The sequence below is a fragment of the Arachidicoccus sp. BS20 genome (assembly GCF_001659705.1).
Classification (GTDB): domain Bacteria; phylum Bacteroidota; class Bacteroidia; order Chitinophagales; family Chitinophagaceae; genus Arachidicoccus.
On the sequence record NZ_CP015971.1, the window covers coordinates 1,461,536 to 1,480,028 of the forward strand.

21 protein-coding genes are annotated in these 18,493 nt (G+C 38.6%); 10 read left to right on the top strand and 11 right to left on the bottom strand.

Annotated elements, in window-relative coordinates:
• The first annotated feature begins 44 nt into the window (after positions 1–44).
• Both A9P82_RS06545 and A9P82_RS06550 read left to right on the top strand, forming a co-directional pair.
• Positions 45–1,103, top strand: coding sequence for a glycosyltransferase (locus A9P82_RS06545; RefSeq protein ID WP_066205652.1), 1,059 nt, complete (start codon positions 45–47; stop codon positions 1,101–1,103).
• A gap of 164 nt (positions 1,104–1,267) precedes the next feature.
• A complete protein-coding gene (locus tag A9P82_RS06550; RefSeq protein WP_066209665.1) occupies positions 1,268–2,560 on the top strand; it encodes an aminopeptidase P family protein in 1,293 nt (430 codons plus the stop codon).
• 55 nt (positions 2,561–2,615) lie between these two features.
• On the opposite strand, the gene A9P82_RS06555 is transcribed toward A9P82_RS06550, so the two are convergent.
• On the bottom strand, positions 2,616–3,275 hold the full coding sequence (locus A9P82_RS06555) for a GDSL-type esterase/lipase family protein (protein WP_066205655.1): 660 nt from the start codon (positions 3,273–3,275) through the stop codon (positions 2,616–2,618).
• 130 nt (positions 3,276–3,405) lie between these two features.
• Between A9P82_RS06555 and A9P82_RS06560 the strand changes: the two genes are divergently transcribed.
• The 4 genes from A9P82_RS06560 (at position 3,406) to rsmI (ending at position 5,529) form a co-directional block, all read left to right on the top strand.
• Positions 3,406–4,167: a CDP-alcohol phosphatidyltransferase family protein gene (locus A9P82_RS06560; RefSeq protein ID WP_066205658.1), complete on the top strand. Its 762-nt coding sequence runs from the start codon at positions 3,406–3,408 to the stop codon at positions 4,165–4,167.
• Positions 4,168–4,191: 24 nt separating this feature from the next.
• Positions 4,192–4,464, top strand: a complete 273-nt coding sequence (locus A9P82_RS06565; protein ID WP_066205661.1) for a hypothetical protein — start codon at positions 4,192–4,194, stop codon at positions 4,462–4,464.
• A 64-nt stretch (positions 4,465–4,528) separates the two neighbouring features.
• Complete coding sequence (gene purS, locus A9P82_RS06570) at positions 4,529–4,777, top strand: phosphoribosylformylglycinamidine synthase subunit PurS (protein WP_066205664.1); 249 nt, start codon at positions 4,529–4,531, stop codon at positions 4,775–4,777.
• A gap of 80 nt (positions 4,778–4,857) precedes the next feature.
• Complete coding sequence (gene rsmI, locus A9P82_RS06575) at positions 4,858–5,529, top strand: 16S rRNA (cytidine(1402)-2'-O)-methyltransferase (RefSeq protein ID WP_066205667.1); 672 nt, start codon at positions 4,858–4,860, stop codon at positions 5,527–5,529.
• 68 nt (positions 5,530–5,597) lie between these two features.
• Here the strand turns inward: rsmI and rnhA are convergent, their stop codons facing one another.
• Complete coding sequence (rnhA, locus tag A9P82_RS06580) at positions 5,598–6,062, bottom strand: ribonuclease HI (RefSeq protein ID WP_066205669.1); 465 nt, start codon at positions 6,060–6,062, stop codon at positions 5,598–5,600.
• A 34-nt stretch (positions 6,063–6,096) separates the two neighbouring features.
• Between rnhA and A9P82_RS06585 the strand changes: the two genes are divergently transcribed.
• The gene (locus A9P82_RS06585; RefSeq protein ID WP_066205672.1) at positions 6,097–7,284 is read left to right on the top strand and encodes an aspartate aminotransferase family protein; all 1,188 of its coding nucleotides are present in this window, start codon (positions 6,097–6,099) and stop codon (positions 7,282–7,284) included.
• Between the two features lie 9 nt (positions 7,285–7,293).
• Here the strand turns inward: A9P82_RS06585 and A9P82_RS06590 are convergent, their stop codons facing one another.
• The 3 genes from A9P82_RS06590 to A9P82_RS06600 all read right to left on the bottom strand — a co-directional run bounded on the left by A9P82_RS06590 (position 7,294) and on the right by A9P82_RS06600 (position 9,416).
• Positions 7,294–7,629: a hypothetical protein gene (locus A9P82_RS06590; RefSeq protein WP_066205675.1), complete on the bottom strand. Its 336-nt coding sequence runs from the start codon at positions 7,627–7,629 to the stop codon at positions 7,294–7,296.
• A 71-nt stretch (positions 7,630–7,700) separates the two neighbouring features.
• On the bottom strand, positions 7,701–8,360 hold the full coding sequence (locus tag A9P82_RS06595; protein ID WP_066205678.1) for a sensor histidine kinase: 660 nt from the start codon (positions 8,358–8,360) through the stop codon (positions 7,701–7,703).
• A 33-nt stretch (positions 8,361–8,393) separates the two neighbouring features.
• Entirely contained in the window at positions 8,394–9,416 is a 1,023-nt protein-coding gene (locus tag A9P82_RS06600) for a hypothetical protein (protein ID WP_066205681.1), read from the bottom strand.
• 192 nt (positions 9,417–9,608) lie between these two features.
• On the opposite strand from A9P82_RS06600, the gene A9P82_RS06605 reads away from it, so the two are divergent.
• The gene (locus A9P82_RS06605) at positions 9,609–10,700 is read left to right on the top strand and encodes a Gfo/Idh/MocA family protein (protein WP_066205684.1); all 1,092 of its coding nucleotides are present in this window, start codon (positions 9,609–9,611) and stop codon (positions 10,698–10,700) included.
• Between the two features lie 79 nt (positions 10,701–10,779).
• Here A9P82_RS06605 and tatC read toward each other — a convergent pair whose 3' ends face one another.
• The 5 genes from tatC to A9P82_RS06630 all read right to left on the bottom strand — a co-directional run bounded on the left by tatC (position 10,780) and on the right by A9P82_RS06630 (position 14,728).
• Entirely contained in the window at positions 10,780–11,640 is an 861-nt protein-coding gene (gene tatC / locus A9P82_RS06610) for a twin-arginine translocase subunit TatC (RefSeq protein WP_066205686.1), read from the bottom strand.
• Between the two features lie 71 nt (positions 11,641–11,711).
• Complete coding sequence (gene nth / locus A9P82_RS06615) at positions 11,712–12,362, bottom strand: endonuclease III (protein WP_066205687.1); 651 nt, start codon at positions 12,360–12,362, stop codon at positions 11,712–11,714.
• A gap of 94 nt (positions 12,363–12,456) precedes the next feature.
• Positions 12,457–12,675 carry a hypothetical protein gene (locus tag A9P82_RS06620; RefSeq protein WP_066205689.1) on the bottom strand — a complete coding sequence of 73 codons (219 nt, stop codon included), beginning with the start codon at positions 12,673–12,675 and terminating at the stop codon, positions 12,457–12,459.
• A 107-nt stretch (positions 12,676–12,782) separates the two neighbouring features.
• Complete coding sequence (locus A9P82_RS06625) at positions 12,783–13,829, bottom strand: sensor histidine kinase (RefSeq protein ID WP_066205691.1); 1,047 nt, start codon at positions 13,827–13,829, stop codon at positions 12,783–12,785.
• A 215-nt stretch (positions 13,830–14,044) separates the two neighbouring features.
• Complete coding sequence (locus A9P82_RS06630) at positions 14,045–14,728, bottom strand: response regulator (protein WP_066205694.1); 684 nt, start codon at positions 14,726–14,728, stop codon at positions 14,045–14,047.
• Between the two features lie 141 nt (positions 14,729–14,869).
• On the opposite strand from A9P82_RS06630, the gene A9P82_RS06635 reads away from it, so the two are divergent.
• Both A9P82_RS06635 and A9P82_RS06640 read left to right on the top strand, forming a co-directional pair.
• On the top strand, positions 14,870–17,122 hold the full coding sequence (locus A9P82_RS06635) for a hypothetical protein (protein ID WP_066205698.1): 2,253 nt from the start codon (positions 14,870–14,872) through the stop codon (positions 17,120–17,122).
• 254 nt (positions 17,123–17,376) lie between these two features.
• Positions 17,377–17,784 (top strand): hypothetical protein, encoded by a 408-nt coding sequence (locus A9P82_RS06640; RefSeq protein ID WP_066205702.1) that lies wholly within the window; start codon positions 17,377–17,379, stop codon positions 17,782–17,784.
• Positions 17,785–17,833: 49 nt separating this feature from the next.
• On the opposite strand, the gene A9P82_RS06645 is transcribed toward A9P82_RS06640, so the two are convergent.
• Positions 17,834–18,376, bottom strand: coding sequence for a DUF1543 domain-containing protein (locus A9P82_RS06645; protein WP_066209667.1), 543 nt, complete (start codon positions 18,374–18,376; stop codon positions 17,834–17,836).
• Positions 18,377–18,493 lie beyond the last annotated feature (117 nt).

Below are 18,493 nucleotides of genomic sequence, written 5' to 3' on the forward strand. Positions count from 1 at the left end.
GTGGTATGCTATAAAAATACAAATTTATTTTTTAAAACGATACCTTGAGTAATACAAACGATAATTTTAAGATTTTATTTTCTGCGCTCGATTGGGGTCTGGGGCACACTACGCGCAGCATTCCCGTGTTAAAAAGCTTTGTTGAAAAAGGATACGATATTTTTATAGCGTGCGAGCCGCACAGCGCTTCGGAAAAAATTTTGAAACGGGAATTTCCGCAGGCACATTTTCTCCCGTTGCGTGGTTACCACATCGCGTATGCGAAAAGCCCGCAATTATTTGCTTGGAAAATCGTCCGCCAGATTCCCCGAATAATTTCCTCGATAAAAAATGAAAGAAAACAAGTCGCAAAATGGTGCGACCAATATCATTTCAACATGATTATTTCCGATAACCGCTACGGATTCTTTAATGAAAAAGTCAAATCCATTTTCATTACGCATCAGTTGCAGATAATTGCACCATTTTCTTTTTTAAAAAAATTCATCCGGCGGCTGAATTACAACTATATCAACCATTTCAGCGAATGTTGGATTCCCGATTTTGAAAGTAAAAACAATCTCGCCGGCGAGCTTTCCCACCCTGAAAAACTGCCGGAAATTCCGGTAAAATATATTGGCGCACTAAGCCGGCTAAAGAAAACCGAAGCAGAAAAAAAATATGATTTCCTCATTTTACTTTCCGGTCCGGAACCGCAACGAACGATTTTGGAGAACCGTTTTTTGCAAATAAAGCAGCGGTTTACAGGAAAAGTTCTGCTCGTACGCGGCTTACCAAACGAAGTCAATGAATTGGCTTCAACTAACAATTTCGTTGTTAAAAATTATTTCGATGCAGATGATTTATCCGAAGCTATTGCGCAAAGCGAATTTGTGATTGCACGCTCAGGATATTCAACGGTCATGGATTTATTTTATTTAAAGAAGAAAGCCATTTTCATTCCTACACCGGGACAAACCGAACAAGAATATTTAGCTGAAACATTGATGAATAAAGGCTTTTCGTATTCTTTTAAACAAAACGAGAAAGATTATTATAAAAAAATTGGCGAAGCCAAAGATTTTTTAGCCTCAAATAGTACAGATTTTTTATCTGCTTTCTAAACGCCGGCGGCACACAGGCACACAAGTTTCATCAACAGATATACTATCTCCCGAACAACAATTATGTACTATCTTGCAGCATCTTTTTAAGAAAATATTTTTTCACGCATAAAGTGCCGCAGGTATTTCACGCAACAACTACAAAACAAATAAACTATATACACATGAAACATTTACCGCTCAACAATAAGTTGTTTGCAGAAAATAGAAAACGTTTTACAAAAGAGTTGAAACCCAATAGCATCGCCATTTTCAACAGCAATGATGAAGTTCCCGTGAATGGCGATGCATTGTATAAATTTGTCCAGAACAGCGATTTGTACTGGCTTACAGGCATAGAGCAGGAAGATACGATGTTGGTTTTATTTCCCGATAATCCCGATGAAAAATACCGCGAAGTATTGGTGTTGGTTCGCCCGAACGAACTGAAAGAAAAATGGGACGGGCATCGCCTGCGCGTGGAAGAAGCGCAGGAAATTTCGGGCATTAAAACAATCGTTTGGCTCGATAGTCTGGATGCTTTATTGCAAATGTGGATTCATCTTGCCGACAATATTTATCTCAATACAAATGAAAACGACCGCAAAGGTTCAGCACTTGAAACCCGCGACTACCGCTACATTCAGCAATTAAAGCAGCGTTATCCTTTGCATAATTTTTTGCGCGCTGCAAAAATTACCGCAGCGCTTCGCGCCGTAAAAACCGCGTATGAAATCGAAGTAGTACAGCAAGCCGTGGACATTACAGAAAAAGCTTTCCGCAGGATTTTACAGTTCATCAAGCCCGGCATTTTCGAATATGAAATCGAAGCGGAAATTATACATGAATTTTTGCGCAACCGCTCAAGCGGCGAGGCTTATGGAAGCATCATCGCGAGCGGCGACAGAGCCAGAACATTGCACTATATTTTTAACAATGGAGAGTGTAAAGAAGGCGAGTTAATTCTCATGGATTTTGGTGCGCGCTACGGCGGTTACAATGCCGATTTAACGCGAACAGTGCCCGTAAGCGGCAAATTTACCAAACGCCAGAAAGAAGTATATAACGCCTGCCTGCATTTGCATTATTATGCTGCAAGCATCTTAAAACCGGGTATTACGATAAATGATTATCATGAAAAAGTGGGCGACGAAGCAACCAAAGTTTTCCAGAAAATAGGTTTGCTTACCAAAGTCGACATAAAAAATGAATCGCCCGAAAACCGCGCGTACCGTAAGTTTCTGTATCATGGCATTTCGCATCATTTAGGAATTGACGTACATGATTTGGGACCGAAAGCAGAACCTTTAAAAGCCGGAATGTTATTGACAATCGAACCGGGAATTTATATTGAAGAAGAACATCTTGGAATAAGAATTGAAAACAATTACTGGCTTACCAAAAACGGCAATAAAGATTTGTTCAAAAACATTCCGATTACTGCGGATGAAATTGAAGCATTGATGAAAAGAAAATGATATTTCAACTTTGTAGCTTCGTGTCTTTGCGGCAAAGACCAAGAGGACACGAAGTTTACTTCAACAAATAAGGCTGAATATCTTTTTGCCAAATCTTATAACCTGCAGGTTTTAAATGCAACATATCGCTTTGATAAATATCGGTTCGTTCATTACCGTCGGCATCTTTCATATCCTTTGTAACATCTATAAACTCCGCATTTTTTTGCTTAGACAAAAACGAATTAACTAAAGAATTAGTTTCTTTCATTTTATTCCAAAACTGCTTTCGGCTCGGACTGAATTTGATGGAAACAAAACCAATATTTGCTTTGGGCAAATGCATTCTGATTAATGAAAATAATTTTTCAAACCGCTCAAAAACAACTTTCGCAGAAACGCTTTCATCATAAGCAAAATCATTATCGCCGCAATAAATAATCACTTGCTTCGGCTCGTATGGATAAATAATTTGAGGTGCATAATAAATTACGTTTTCCAACTGAGAGCCGCCAAAACCCCGATTGATAATTGTACAATCCGGAAAATAACTCTGTACATCTTTCCATTTTCTGAACGAAGAACTGCCTACAAAAAGTATCGCGTGTTTCGGAGGAAAATTAACAGAATCCTGATGCTTAAAAGCCGCAATTTCTCCGGCAAAAGATTCATTGCTTTGCGCAAAACCCATTTGAACACAAAAAAGCGCAACAAGAAAAACAACGATTTTTTTCATAACTAAAATTTATTAATGAAAAATAAAATTACAACATCCATTGTCGTTTCTGTGTAAAGAAATTTTAAAATCACTTGTTTAACTTTCCAAGTCATGCAGATGTTTTAAATTTGAATCTTATACAAACGGAATGAAAAAAAATCTCGCCAACTGTTTTACTTTATTGAATCTTGTGTTCGGGTTTCTCGCTGTGATTTATATTTTAAAAGGCTTTTCAAGCGAAACACAAAGCGAAATTTTTCCGCGCGGAGAAGTTTATTGGGCATCGGTGTTTATCTGTATTGCAGCAGTAGTGGATTTTCTCGACGGCTTGATTGCCCGCATCTGCAAAGCTGCTTCCGAGTTGGGCAAACAGTTGGATTCGTTCGCCGATTTGGTAAGTTTCGGCGTAGCACCGGGATTGATTGTTTTTCAGTTTTTAAAAATAAGCTTTGCAAAAAATCATCCTGAAATGCCGGTAAACATCTGGTATTTATTGCCGGCGGTTTTATTGCCGTGTGCAGGTGCATTTCGCTTGGCAAGATTTAATTTATCAACTACCAAAACACTGAATTTCCAAGGACTTCCGATTCCTGCAGCAGGAATTTTAATTGCTTCTTTTCCGGTAATTTTTATCTCGGCTACAACAAGTTTCACAGAAACCATAATGACAAATTATCTTTTTTGGTGCATCGTCATTTTACTGATAAGCTATCTCATGGTTTCCACCTTGCCGATGCTCAGCATGAAATTTAAAAGTATTTCATGGAATGGAAACTGGCATCAGCTATTGCTTGTGTTTGCAGCAATCATATTTGCAATATTTTTCCATTGGTTAGCTGTTCCGTTGTTGTTTATCGTCTATATATTACTTTCTTTGATAGTACTGAAGAAAGAAAAAACATTATTGTAATTTATTTTAATTTACTGTAAAGTCATGGCTACGGTTACACTTACAAAATTATATGCGATTTTAGAAGATAAAATTGGACGTCAGCAAGCAGAGGCGCTGACAACGTATGTCGATGAAAAAATAAAAGAAGAGGCAATTGAAAGTACCAAAGAGATTGCTACCAAAGATTATGTGCGCGCCGAAATTGAGAATGTACGGGTTGAAATACACAAATCGACCGCAACACTACAACAATGGTTTATCGGCGTTATTATTGCGCTTGTGTTAAGTTTTATCGGACTTTATCTGAAAAAATAGTTTGATTTTATACGCCCATTCAAACCCATTTTTCCGCTACCTTTGCCACACAAAATACTATACCATGATTTATAACATTCAGATAAAAGTAATGCCGCTAAAAGAATTGCTCGACCCACAGGGAAAAGCCGTTTTGGGAAGCCTCAAAAACCTTGATATTCACAACGTGCAGGACATTCGCATCGGCAAACACATCACTTTACAAATTGACGCCGCAAGCGAAACTGAAGCAAAGCAAATAGCAGAAACTACTGCAAGTAAATTATTGGCAAATCCCGTAATGGAATATTTTGAAATTGAACTGGTAAATTAATTTGAGAATTTGAAAGTCAGTTAATTTGAAAATGTGGTGGCAGTCATTTTCAAATTTTCAAATTGCCACATTTTCAAATTATGTTGTACCTCGTTCCCACCCCTTTAGGAAATCTCAAAGACATCACATTGCGCTCGCTCGAAGTGCTGCAAACCGTTGATGTGATTCTTTGTGAAGACACGAGAACATCGTCAAAACTGTTGCAGCATTATCAGATAGAAAAGCCGCTAACGCCGTATCATCAGCACAACGAACATAAAATTTTACAGCATATTGTAACGCAGTTACAAGCCGGTAAAAATATGGCTTTGATTACAGATGCCGGCACGCCCGGAATTTCCGACCCGGCGTTTTTGCTCGTGAGAGAATGTGCAAAAAATGATATTCGCGTAGAAACTTTGCCCGGCGCTACGGCTTTCGTTCCGGCGCTTGTGAACAGCGGTTTGCCTTGCAACCGGTTTCTTTTTGAAGGATTTCTGCCTCTGAAAAAAGGACGGCAAACTTTGTTTAAAAAATTAGCCGAAGAAGAGCGCACCATGATTTTTTATGAAAGTCCTGTGCGGCTGGTAAAAACCTTGCAGGAAATGGTTTCGTATTTTGGCGCGGAACGCCCGTGCAGCGTGAGCCGCGAGCTTACGAAAATGTTTGAAGAAAACAAACGTGGCACTTTGCAGGAAGTACATGATTATTTCAGTCAGAAAACCGTGAAAGGCGAAATTGTGATTGTGGTGCAAGGAAAATTGCACGAATGAAAACGAATTACACGAATGAATTTGGTGCAATCATTTAAACAAATTCGTGTAATTCGATAAAATTAGTGTCATAAATTCTCGCTTTCGTAGCCTTCGTCCACCAATAAATCTTTTCCATCGGCAGCGAATGTTGCCAGTTCATCGCAACGATTGTTAAACGGATTATTTGCATGCCCTTTTACCCAATAAAATTTTATACTGAAATGCCTGGCAATATTTGCATAGCGCAGCCATAAGTCTTTATTTTTTTTACCGCCTTTGAAATCAGTTCTTATCCAGTTATCCAACCATTTTTTTTCAACGCTGTTTACAACATATTGGCTATCGGTAAAAATTTTCACAGGAATATTTTTCTTCGTCAATGCTTCCAAAGCCGTAATTACAGCAAGCAATTCCATACGATTGTTGGTCGTTAATCTAAAGCCTTGCGACAATTCTTTGCGCTTATTTCCATACATTAAAATAACGCCAAATCCACCGGGACCGGGATTTCCGCGTGAAGAACCATCTGTATAAATAATTAATTCCGACATATCGTGCGAAGATAATTTTTACTTTTGCCTGACAATGAACAATCGCCAATTATTTTTACAGCACGTAGCGCAAACTTCGCCAGCACCTATCGGCTTGGAAATGGTAAAAGCCGAAGGCATTTATCAATTTGATGTGAACGGAAAAAAGTATGTGGATTTGATTTCGGGTTTCAGCGTTTGCAACATCGGACACTCTAATCCGAAAGTGATTAAAGCTGTGCAGGAGCAAGCGGAAAAATATATGCACCTGATTGTGTACGGCGAATTTATTGAATCGCCGCAAGTGCAATATGCCAAAATGCTTGTTGATTTATTACCCGAAAATCTCAACAGCGTTTACTTTACCAACAGCGGCGCGGAAGCCACCGAAGGCGCCATGAAACTGGCAAAACGTTACACAGGAAGAAGCAAAATTATTTCATTCAACAAAAGCTATCACGGTTCTACGCAAGGCGCACTCAGCGTGATGGGCGACGAATATTTTCGCAATGCTTTTCGACCGTTGCTGCCCGATGTTTTTCATGTGGATTATAACGATGACGAAGTTTTTAGTTTGATAGATGAAAACACCGCTTGCATCGTCATGGAAACCGTGCAGGCAGAAGCAGGAATTATTCAACCGAAAAAAGACTGGTTCAAAAAAATCCGGGAGAAATGTACAGCAACAAACACCCTTTTAATTCTTGACGAAATACAGGCAGGTTTCGGCAGAACCGGCTCGCTGTGGGCGTTTCAGCAGTTTGATATTGCGCCCGATATTTTATTGCTGGGCAAAGCGCTTGGCGGCGGAATGCCTTTGGGTGCGTTTATTTCAGACATCAACATCATGAACAGTTTTACGTTCAATCCTGTGCTCGGGCATATCAGTACATTTGCGGGACATCCTGTAAGTTGCGCGGCGGGCAAAGCTGCATTGGAAGTTTTGTTAGACGGAGAATCTATTGATAATGTAAAACGAAAAGAAAAAATTATTCAGGATAAAATTGTTCATCCTAAAATAAAAAATCTTTCGACTGCCGGATTGTGGGCGTGCATTGCATTTGACAGTTTTGAAACGAATAAAAAAGTAATTGATAAATGTATCGAAAACGGATTGATTGCCGATTGGTTTTTGTTTAACCCGGAAGGTTTGCGCGTCGCTCCACCATTGATTATTACGGATGAAGAGTTGCAAAACGTATGCGAAATAATTTTAAAAAGTATTGATGAAGCAAAACTGTAACAAAAATTATTACAGTTCAAATTTCAATTGCTCGTTATGTCCGGAAATAGGAATCTGACGGATAAAATTGTTGTACGCTTCATCGTAATTTAAGTTGGCGCCGTATGAATCCAAACTGTAGCCAATCACTCCGTCGTTGGTTTTGAGAACGTATAAAATGGCGGAATCATCCGGATTTGAGTCGCCTTCAAAGCGGTACGTTTTGATGATTTGCAAAGATTGCGGTTCATAATTTTTCCCGCCTGCAACCAACGAATTTTCATTCCATAAAAATTCAACATCGCAACTTCTGTTTTTCAGATTTTCCAATACTTCACTTAAAGTATTCATTTCATTTTGTTGCATGATAATTTCGTTTTATTGAAGTAAAGTTAGGAAATAAAAAACGAAATACAGCTGCGCTGCATTTCGCCGCTTTACACCCAATTTTCAAACACAAACCGCACGCTTGTTCCATTATTTGAAACAATGGAAAATTTGATTTTATAACCTTGCTTATTCAATACCTCAATTCTTTCTTTTACCAATTTAATTCCGAAACCTTTGGACGGTTGAGTCGTATCAAAACCTTTGCCGTTGTCTTTTATTTCAACAACTAAATCTTTCGTTTTCTGTTCAATATTAATTAACAAAACACCATTTTCTTTCAAAGACGAAATGCCGTGCTTAATTGCATTTTCAATCATCGGTTGAATGAGCAAAGTAGGAATGGAAATATTTTCGGGCTGAATATTTTGCGCAACATTCAATTGATACTGAAAATTAAATCGCAATTTTTCCAAACGAATATAGCTGTCCATCGTTTGCAGTTCTTTAGATAACGGAACCATTTCCTGCTCGTTGTTGTACAAAGAATTACGCAGCAGGCTGCTGAATTCGGTTAAATACTGATTGGCATTCTCTTTATCATTATTATTGACCAAATACTGTATCGAACCTAATGCATTGAACATAAAATGCGGATTGAGCTGCGCCTGTATTGCCTGTAATTCGAGCTTTGTTTTTTGTGCTTTTTCTTTTGCTCTTTTTACTCTTACCCTGAAAATAAAATAGAAAAGAATTGCGGAAACTATCATGCCTAAAAACACATACCACAAAGGCGATGGCTTTCAAGGCGGCGTAATTTCCCAATTGATTTTTAAGATTTCAGAATTGCCCGACACAGAAGGATATCTTGCATACAATGTATGTTTACCAACGGAAAGATTTTCCAATAAAACAGAAGGAGAATTACTCAACGAAGTTAATGACCATTGTGTTGAGGTATCTAATTTATACTGTATTAAATCCATTTTGTCGTTTCTTAAAAGACCGCCGAAATGTGCAAAAGCAAAGAGTAAAGTGTGTTTATTTTCTCGCAATGCAGCATCTCTGTTTATCTTCATAGCGTTTAAATAAGGAATATCTAGATTGCTCGTACCGCCAAAATCATATCCCGGATTTGCTTTCTTATCATTAATAGCCCACAAAGCACTCGACTCTGTAAATACATTTATCAAAACGGGTTTAGGGAGAATCGGCTTTATGATAAACCTTCTGATTACGTTCGTAGGAGAATAGTCGCTTTTGGTTTTGCCAAATTCAATAGTATATTCTTTCAATGGATTAATGGATATAATATTACTGTAATCATGAGTAATATCATCAAATGAAAATTGAACATTTTTAACACCTAAGCCCATAAAATCAGGCGCATCTAATCCACCTTTTACAGTTGGCATATCACTCAATGTTTCATTCGTTGAAGTCATGTAATTTGATTTATTATCGTACACAATTAACACGTTTTTACTTAGGTTACGAATATCTATTTCGTATGTAGTATCATCAATTTTTTTATATGTATTGTTTGTAGTTGAGTCAAAAAATCCAAGCAAGCTCGAATCTATACTTTTGTTGATAGATTTGTTTAATAGCAGCACATTAAAATCTCCATATTTAGTGGGCTTATCTACAACACGCACAGCATCTTTTTGGTTCAATCTAAGTGTATCAATGTAAGGAATAGTTGCGTAATGCTTTTTTCCATCAGCCCAATAACCGTTGGTATAAACGTATGGATTCTTCAGGCTCAGTTGAGCGTTGAGTTTTACTGTAAAAAACGACAACGATAATAAGAATATCTTTTTCATAATTCAATTTTTTATTTCTCCCCAAAACTCTGCATCGTCAGCAATAAATTTACGGGAAATGTGTAATTGGTATTGTTTTTTGTGTGAATGGTAGGAAATCGATGGTCAAAAACATTTTATTAACTTTTTAAGTCAAAGGAAAAAGTAATTTAGCAGAGTACATTTCTGCTTTATTCACTTAAATTTTATACAATGAAGAAATACTTTTTAGGAGCCTTCACGCTCATATCGTGCGCGTGTTCTTCGGCAAAAGCGCAGGACAATCATCCGCTTTCCGTAGCGCTCGCCGGTCTTAATCACGACCATGTTTACCTGATGATGCAACATTATAAAAAAGGCGATGTAAACCTCGTAGGCATTGCCGAGCCGAACAAAGAACTTGTGGCGAAATTTGAAAAAAACTTTCATATTCCCGACTCGCTTTTTTATCCCGATTTAAAAACTTTATTGGCACACAAAAAACCTGAGGTTGTTATGGCGTTCGACCCGATTAACGAACATATTGACGTAGTCAAAACCTGCGCACCGCTACACGTAAATGTAATGGTGGAAAAACCTTTGGCGACCACCGTGAAAGATGCCGAAACCATTGCCGCGCTTGCGAAACGATACAATATTCAGGTACTTACCGATTATGAAACGGAATGGTATGCCACGAATCAGGATGTTTATAAGCAAGTAAAGGCAAATGCTATTGGCAACGTGGTAAAAATGATTGCACACGACGGTCATCAGGGACCAAAAGAAATCGGTTGCAGCAGTTATTTTCTGGATTGGCTTACCGACCCTGTAAAAAACGGCGCCGGCGCGTTGAATGATTTTGGTTGTTACGGCGCGAATTTATTTACCTGGCTGATGGACAATCAAATGCCGGTTTCTGTGTCTGCAGTTACACATCAAATCAAGCCCGATGTTTACCCGAAGGTAGATGACGATGCAACCATACTGCTCGAATATCCTCAAGCGACGGGCATTATAGAAGCTTCATGGAACTGGCCATTCGGCATTAAAGATTGGGAAGTGTTTGGCAAAACAGGCTATTTACAAGCTGTGAACGGCAATACTTTGCGCACAAGAAACGATCATACAGATTATCAAATCCGGCAACTGCCCGCACCTGCTGCACCTTATCAGGATTATGTGCCTTATGTAACGGCTGTTTTGCGCGGGGAAATCAATCCGGGCGATGATTTATCTTCTTTGAAAAATAACGTTATCGTGGTTAAAATTTTAAACGCCGCAAAAGAATCGGCGAAGACCGGAAAGAAAGTATTGTTGAAATAATTTTAAAAAATGTTTCGCTCGCAGTAATAATGAATAACCTTACCACGAGCGAAACAATTCTCATATTAATTAATCAGTATCAGCTCCATTCCTCTTTTTCTTTTTCCACCATATTTTTTGCTGCTCGTTTGGAAACTGCTACGCCTATTTCATACAAAGTCATTAAAGGAATAAACACAATCATCTGGCTAATCCAGTCGGGACTCGGCGTAATAAATGCTGCAATTATCAATAAAATAACCACAGCATACCTTCTTTTACTCGTTAAAAACTTTGGTGTGATAATACCAACCCGCGTCAAAATATATGCCATTACAGGCAATTCAAAAGCCACGCCGCAACCGAGAATAATATCCGTAAGATTGGAAAGATAATCGTGCAGCGTAGGATGCGTAACCATGATGGATAAATCGCTGCTGATTTGAAACCCTGCGAGAAAATTAAACGTAAACGGCGCTAATACAAAATATCCGAAAGCTGCACCGAGAAAGAAAAAAAATGATACCCAAAAGATAGCAAATCGTGTATTTTTCAGTTCGCCATCTTTCAACGCCGGCTTTGTAAACTTCCAAAATTCCCAAAAGATATATGGAAACGCAGCAATGAAAGCGCCTACAAATGCAATGGTAAACGTGCCGAGAAACTGTCCGCCGAATGTTGTGGATTGCATTTCTACACGAACAGGCGTCATACACAAACTCTTAATATGTGTGATTTGCGACAGCTTGCAAAACATTCTGTAACTGATAAAATCCGGATTTACGGGACCGGCAATTACTTTTGCAAATACCCAGTTATGGAAAGAAAATACCACAACAGCCAAAACAAGTATTGCAAGCGCAGAACGTATAATGTGCCATCTTAATGCTTCTAAATGGTCAACAAACGGCATTTCCGCATCAGGATTGGAACTTCTATTTCTAAGAAACCTTTGTAACATGAGCGTTTAAAAAATTGAGTGCCAAAGGTAAATTTTGTTATCTGTTATTCGTTGTTGGTTATCTGTTATTTTTATTTTTCGCGGCTCACAACTTTCTCAAAATATTTACACGCTTTTGTAATGCCGCATTCATCGCATTTCGGCTTACGCGCCACACACACGTACCGCCCGTGCAAGATGAGCCAGTGATGCGCTTTGTGAATTAATTCCTTCGGAATAAATTTGACTAATTGTTTTTCAACCGCCAAAGGCGTTTTTGCATTTAAGGTAAGTCCAACACGGTTTGAAACCCGGAAAACATGCGTATCCACAGCCATGTTGGGCTGTTGGTCTATCACGGAAGTAATTACATTTGCTGTTTTTCTGCCGACACCCGGAAGCGTTATTAATTCGTCCACCGTCATGGGTATTTCACCGTTGAACTTTTCTTCAATTATTTGTGCAGCCGCAATAAGATGTTTAGCTTTATTATTAGGATAAGAGATACTTCTGATTAACGGAAATAAATCGTCAAACTTGGCTTTGCTTAATTCTTTTGCCGATGGAAATTTATGAAAAATTGCAGGCGTGGTAAGGTTTACACGTTTATCGGTACACTGCGCAGAAAGTACAACGGCAACGAGCAGTTGATACGGATTGTCGTAAATCAATTCCGTTTCGGCATTGGGTGCGTGTTCCTGAAAATAATGAATGATATAATCGTAGCGCTCTTTTCGTGTCATAATCTTTTTGAATAATGACACGAATTTACATCGTTGTTATGTTTTTTGACAACAACAAAAATTATTTATTGCAAATCCCGTTTTACGATGGCATCTAATGCGCTGCGTACTTCAAAATATTATTTACCAAAGACTTGCGGGGACGCTGAACATGAAGATATTTCGCCATCAGCCGGCGCCCTTCTTTAAGACGGCAGTACAATTCCTCTGCCTCCGAATCGGATTCCAACAAACGTTTTGCACGCAGTGCAGATGTCTCACTTGTCTCGTTGTATAAATAACGAAGTAGAAGATTGGAGTAAAAATCTGTCATAAACAATTATTCTATTTGATAACGATAAAATAACGCAGGCTTTTTCCTGTTATTGCATAAGAGACAGCTAATATTTATGCACCGTTTATCCACTTAAAAACAAACGATTATTTACCTTTCAACTGTAGCGTAAAACCGACAGTTGTTCCTACCGTCGGCTTGCTGCGAATATGAATGGTTTGATTGTGCGCTTCCACAATGTGCTTACAAATGGCAAGTCCGAGCCCTGTGCCGCCGCTGTTGCGGCTTCTTCCGGTATCGGTACGGTAAAAACGCTCAAAGATGCGCGGCAAATGCTCTTCGGCAATGCCAATGCCGTCGTCGCTCATTTCTATCAGCACCCGCGAGTCGCCCATTTTGTAAACGCTCGCTGTAATATGTCCGTTTTGCGTGCCGTACTTTATGGCATTTACCACCAAATTCGTCAGCACTTGCCGTATTTTTTCATGGTCGGCGACAACGGTTATGGGCGCTTCACAGCCTTTTTTTATGGAAGACTTAATTGCTTTTTCCGACATTGGCATTTGCAGGCTTTCAAATACTTCTTTTATCAAATCCTGAATCACAAAACCGGTTTTATGCAATGGTTGCGTACCGGATTCGAGACGCGAAATTTCGTCAATATCGTTTACCAGATTTACCATCCGGTCGATATTTCGTGCAGCATTGGTAAGGAACTTTACAGACAGCTCTTCATCCTCCAAAGCGCCGGACAACAATGTATTGAGATAACCCTGAATGGAAAAAATAGGCGTTTTGATTTCGTGCGAAAAATTCTGTAAAAATTCTTTCCTGTATTGTTCATTGGCACGGAGCAATTCCATTTCCTCATGGTTTTTATTTGCCCACTCCTGTACATCTTCTTCTACCTCTTCAATAGTTTTTTGCGGAAGTACATTTTTGTAAAAAAATTCTTCGCGCTTATTAGCTTTGGTCTGATAAATGAATTTATAAATGAGTTTTATCTTTCTGTAAACAAAGCGGCGCAACACTTCTCGAAATACCAGGAAACTGCATAGAAACACAAATGCTTCCGCGATGAGCGCGTGCCACCACAGTATCCGGAAAAATAAAAAACAAATGCCTACGGCAACACTTACAAGCAATGCCGTGATGAGCGCTAACTGTGCAGGAGAATAATTTTTGCCAAACATATTTTATCAAATGTACAATGAACGAAAATACGAAGCGCAGCAGTTTTTATCAAAGTTATGCAGGAAAGCAATGTTAAGTTATCTTTATTTTTAAAATAAAAACAGGCTTCCAAAAGAAAGCCTGTTATATATCGTCAAATAATATTCAGCAATTCCAGTGCAACCCTTTACTGCTCTCTATTAGTAAAATTAATATCACAAAAATTATACATAAATCACAACACAAACTTATACCCCACTCCTTTCACAGTTGCAATGCAATCGAGATTTAATTTCTGGCGGATTTTCCGGATGTGAACATCGATGGTTCTGTCGCCTACAATTACTTCTGCGCCCCACACTTTATTAAGAATCTCGTTGCGCAGAAAAACACGACCGGGAGCAGAAGCCAGCAGGTACAATAACTCAAATTCTTTCTTTGCCAATACCACTTCCACGCCATCGACAAATACAAGAAATTGTACAGGGTCTATTTTGATATTATCGATTTGAAGCACTTTGTTCACTTCTTCATCTTTACTGTTTCTCCTGAATAAAGCGTTGATACGGCTTGTAAGCACTTTAGGAGAAATGGGCTTGGTAATATAATCGTCCGCACCGGTTTCAAAACCCTTAATCTCGTTGTTATCGTCGTTGATAGCGGTAAGAAAAACTATTAAGGTGTTTTCAAAAACCGGCTGCGCCCGCAGTATTTCACACACTTCCATACCGTTGCGATAAGGCATCATCATATCAAGAATAATGAGGTCGGGCTTTATTTCCTTGGCTTTCACAATGGCTTCGTTGCCGTCTTTGGCTGTGTGTACTTCGTAGTCTTCGCGCTTCAGATTGTATCCGATTATTTCCAAAATATCAGGTTCATCATCGGCTATGAGAATTTTTTTAGGCTTGTTATCCATTTAAAATCTAACAATTTGGTTACGCAAAAATAATTTCGCCTTAAAGATACCGCGCATTTTCGGGATTATATAATTGTTAAGTGTATTTGCACTTAATTGGTCGTATTTTTGCAGTAGCAAACATTTTAGAACCGTGTAAATATGAAAAAACTTTATAGCCTTGTTTTGATTTTCCCGTGCATTGTTGCAAGTGTGAACGCTCAAAACATTCCCTTTTCAAGACAATCATTTCACGACGCAGTAAACAAAGCACAACTTACAATATGTGCTGCCGACGGAAAAACCGATGGAGAATTTGCTCCTTATACTGATAATGATAAACTGAACAAAGCCGCTAATAATGCAGCTACTGAACAAGTGGATGCGTTGCAGGCATATATCGAAAAACAGGATTTTGACAATAATACAAAAATCAAATACCTGCGCGGATTGTATGAGCTACTGTTTACTTACAGAAATTATTTTGTAATGAAACAAATTAGCGGCGCGCAGCTCGTAAATCTCGTCAAAGCATACAAAGAAAGTATTCAGCTGGATGCGCAGGGCGAAGACGCATTGCCGGTAATAGAAAAATACCATGCGGTTATCGGCATAATACTTACTCAAAATTTTGCACTCAAAAATAATCCCGGAAAAGACAACTTTAACAACGTTGTCATAAGAAAGCAATTGGCAGAAAATCCGTCACAGGCAATGCTGATTTTGCAAAAAAATCCCAACTTCCCTGCAACGGACAGCGTTATCAATGCTATTGCTCATGACAATTCCGACGCTATCTATAATTATGCAAGCTCCTCTACACAGTTAGGCGAACGCATTCGTAAAAGCAGCAATCCACTGGTGCAAACTATCAGCAGAATCGCCAATGCACAGGGACTTGACGGCTCTCATACAGGAAGGTTTTATATGCCTTTTCTCGACGATTTGTACAAAGGCAACCTGACAATGGACCAGATAGACGATGCTATGCAAGACGCATCTAATGTGAAATACTACAAATTATTGGTAAATACAGAAATAAACTACGCGGAAAGATCTATTCATAAAGATACTGCTTTGGCTTGGCAAATATTAAAGGGAAAACTGACAGAAGTTGCAACGGATAAATTTGTAGGTATTGTCAACAGCCTGCACGAAAAGTCCAACGATATTCGCTACGCTTGTCTTAAACCTTTATCTGCAATTGATTTATATTATTTAGTAGTTACGCCGATAGAGGAAAACATTTACACGTCTTCTTATGTTAATGGTAAAGACTATGGTTTATATCGTTTACTTTGGCAAAAAGGCGGTAAAGAACTTACCGGCGATTCGCTGATGATGGCTGTAAAATTTGACTATTTTAAAAAATGGATTAAAATGGCTGCCAATTACAATACGCTGGACGACTTTTTAGGCAGAATGCAGCCCGGCAATGCGCAGCAACTAATGAAAGCATTTGTAAGAAACCTCGATAAAAGCAACAGCCCGGATAGTCTTGAAGATGCCGTGAATGTCGCGGCAAGCTACTCCAGCATAGACCAGCCGGAAATGAGACAATTAGTACTAAACGAAGTTCAGTCGTGCCTTACACAGGCAAAACGAACCCACAACACAAAAGCATACAATATTTATTATATTCTGAACACGCTGTTTCTTTCCATGGATTCGACCAACAACATTGATGTATCTGCAAGATTGGGCATAGAACCGGTTTACTTTATGCCTATTGACAAACTGAAAGACAGCACAGGCAGAATTGTAATACAACAAACAACTTACGGCGACCTGGACGGCAGAACCAATTATGAAAATTTCATGGGCGAATTTGCAAGCCTCGGCTGGAAAGAAACATCCAATAAATATTGGTCAACAGTTTCATCAACAAAAGGAACGCCCATAACCATTTATACCAACAAGCCTTTGGATGAAAATCAACACTTGGACGATGATGCGCAAAATGCACTGAATGATTACCTGGACGAAAATAATATTCATCCCACACTCATGTTTCATCGCGGGCATAGTTATTACTTAAAATCATCTATCGCTCAAATGCAATCATCGGAAAAAATAGTGTTTCTTGGCAGTTGCGGCGGTTTCCAAAGCCTTAGCGATGTGTTTACAAAAGCACCCGGCGCACAAATTATTTCCACCAAACAAACCGGTGCAGGAGACCTCAATCTGCCTATGATTACAGGCATTGTGCTTACGTTGCAGAAAGGTAAAAACCTCGATTGGGTAAATATGTGGAAAGGCTTTTCTCAATCGTTGAGCAAAGACACCCGCTTTGCAGATTATGTACCACCTTATGAAAATCTTGGCGCTGTATTCCTTGTTGCTTATCAAAAACTACAGGATAAGGAAAAAGAACAGGAAGACACAAAGGATATTGCGAAAATTCAAAGCAACTAAAACAATTTAAATCTAATAAATATTGAATGCCCTTGTTGTTGCAGAACAAGGGCATTCAATATTTTAGATGCAATATTATCTTTACAAGACGAATGATCGAATAGCATGCCGGGCGCTAACTCTCTACACGAAAACCAACAGCGAATTACTTGACACTTATCTGCAACCGGGTTATAACAATAAATTATATTATCGAAAAATTTTCAGACAATAATTTGTCAATAATTTTATTCTTTAAACAAAAATCAAATAAAATGAAAAAAGCATTATTCGGTTTGTTTATGTTCGTTTCTTTCATAATTTTTTCAAATGTTTCCCATGCACAACAGGTAACAACTTCTGCGGCCACCACAGCGGTAAAAGCAAAGAAAAAAGTAAGGAAAACAAAAGCAACTGCCGACTCTACGGCAAGCGTAGCAAAAGCAATTAAAACAAAATCGACAAAAAAAGCTAAAACAACGGCAGCAGCAACAAAAGCTGCACCCACAAAAGCAAAGACGAAAGCAACAAAAAAAGTTGCTGCAGTAAATCCGGTAAACAAATCTGCGGACAAAGCCATCGGAACTGATGCCAAAGGTCGTACAATTTACCAAGGACCGAAAGGCGGCAAATACACACTTTCGCCAAGTGGCAATAAAGAATACATCGAAAACAAAAAGTAGAATTCCCCTGCCTGAAACAAAGGAACGCATAATGCGCTCCTTTGTTGTTTTACAACTCGTTTAATTTTACGTAACCGATATGCAATTCATCTTCTTTACCCGCCATGCCGTGAGAAATTTTCAAAGCATATTTTTCTTTTAATTGTGCAGGTAAAATTTCTTCCACATCATAAATATCATCCACATCCACGCCGTACTTGTCATCGATATGAGGCGACATTTTTTGTTTATAAAAAACCGTCTCTTTCACTTGCTGAATTGCCAAAGATTTTTCCGCGTTAACCGCTAAAACTTTATAATGAAACTCTTCAAACTCATTCGGCTTGTAACCGCCGAGATTGATGAAAAATAATTTTTCGGGCTGCTCAATAAATGACTTTCGCTCTACAATTTCTATTGCGTTATTATTTACACTTGTTACTTCCCGCCAAGAATCGATATGAATCTTGCTGGCATCTTTCCAAAAATCATTTATTTGCGGAATCAAATCTTTTAGCGACGTTCCGATAGCAAACAAAATATCGTGCTGTTCCGTATGCCTGCCATCTGGTTTGCAACCTAACAACAGCATATATAATTTGGGATAAATCATTGTCATACATTTTTGTTACACCAATTTCTTAGAAAGAAAATTCGGCAGAGTCAATAATACGAATAATCCGCTTATTTTTATTGAAGAAAGAAATTTGTGCAATTTATTTTAATTCCA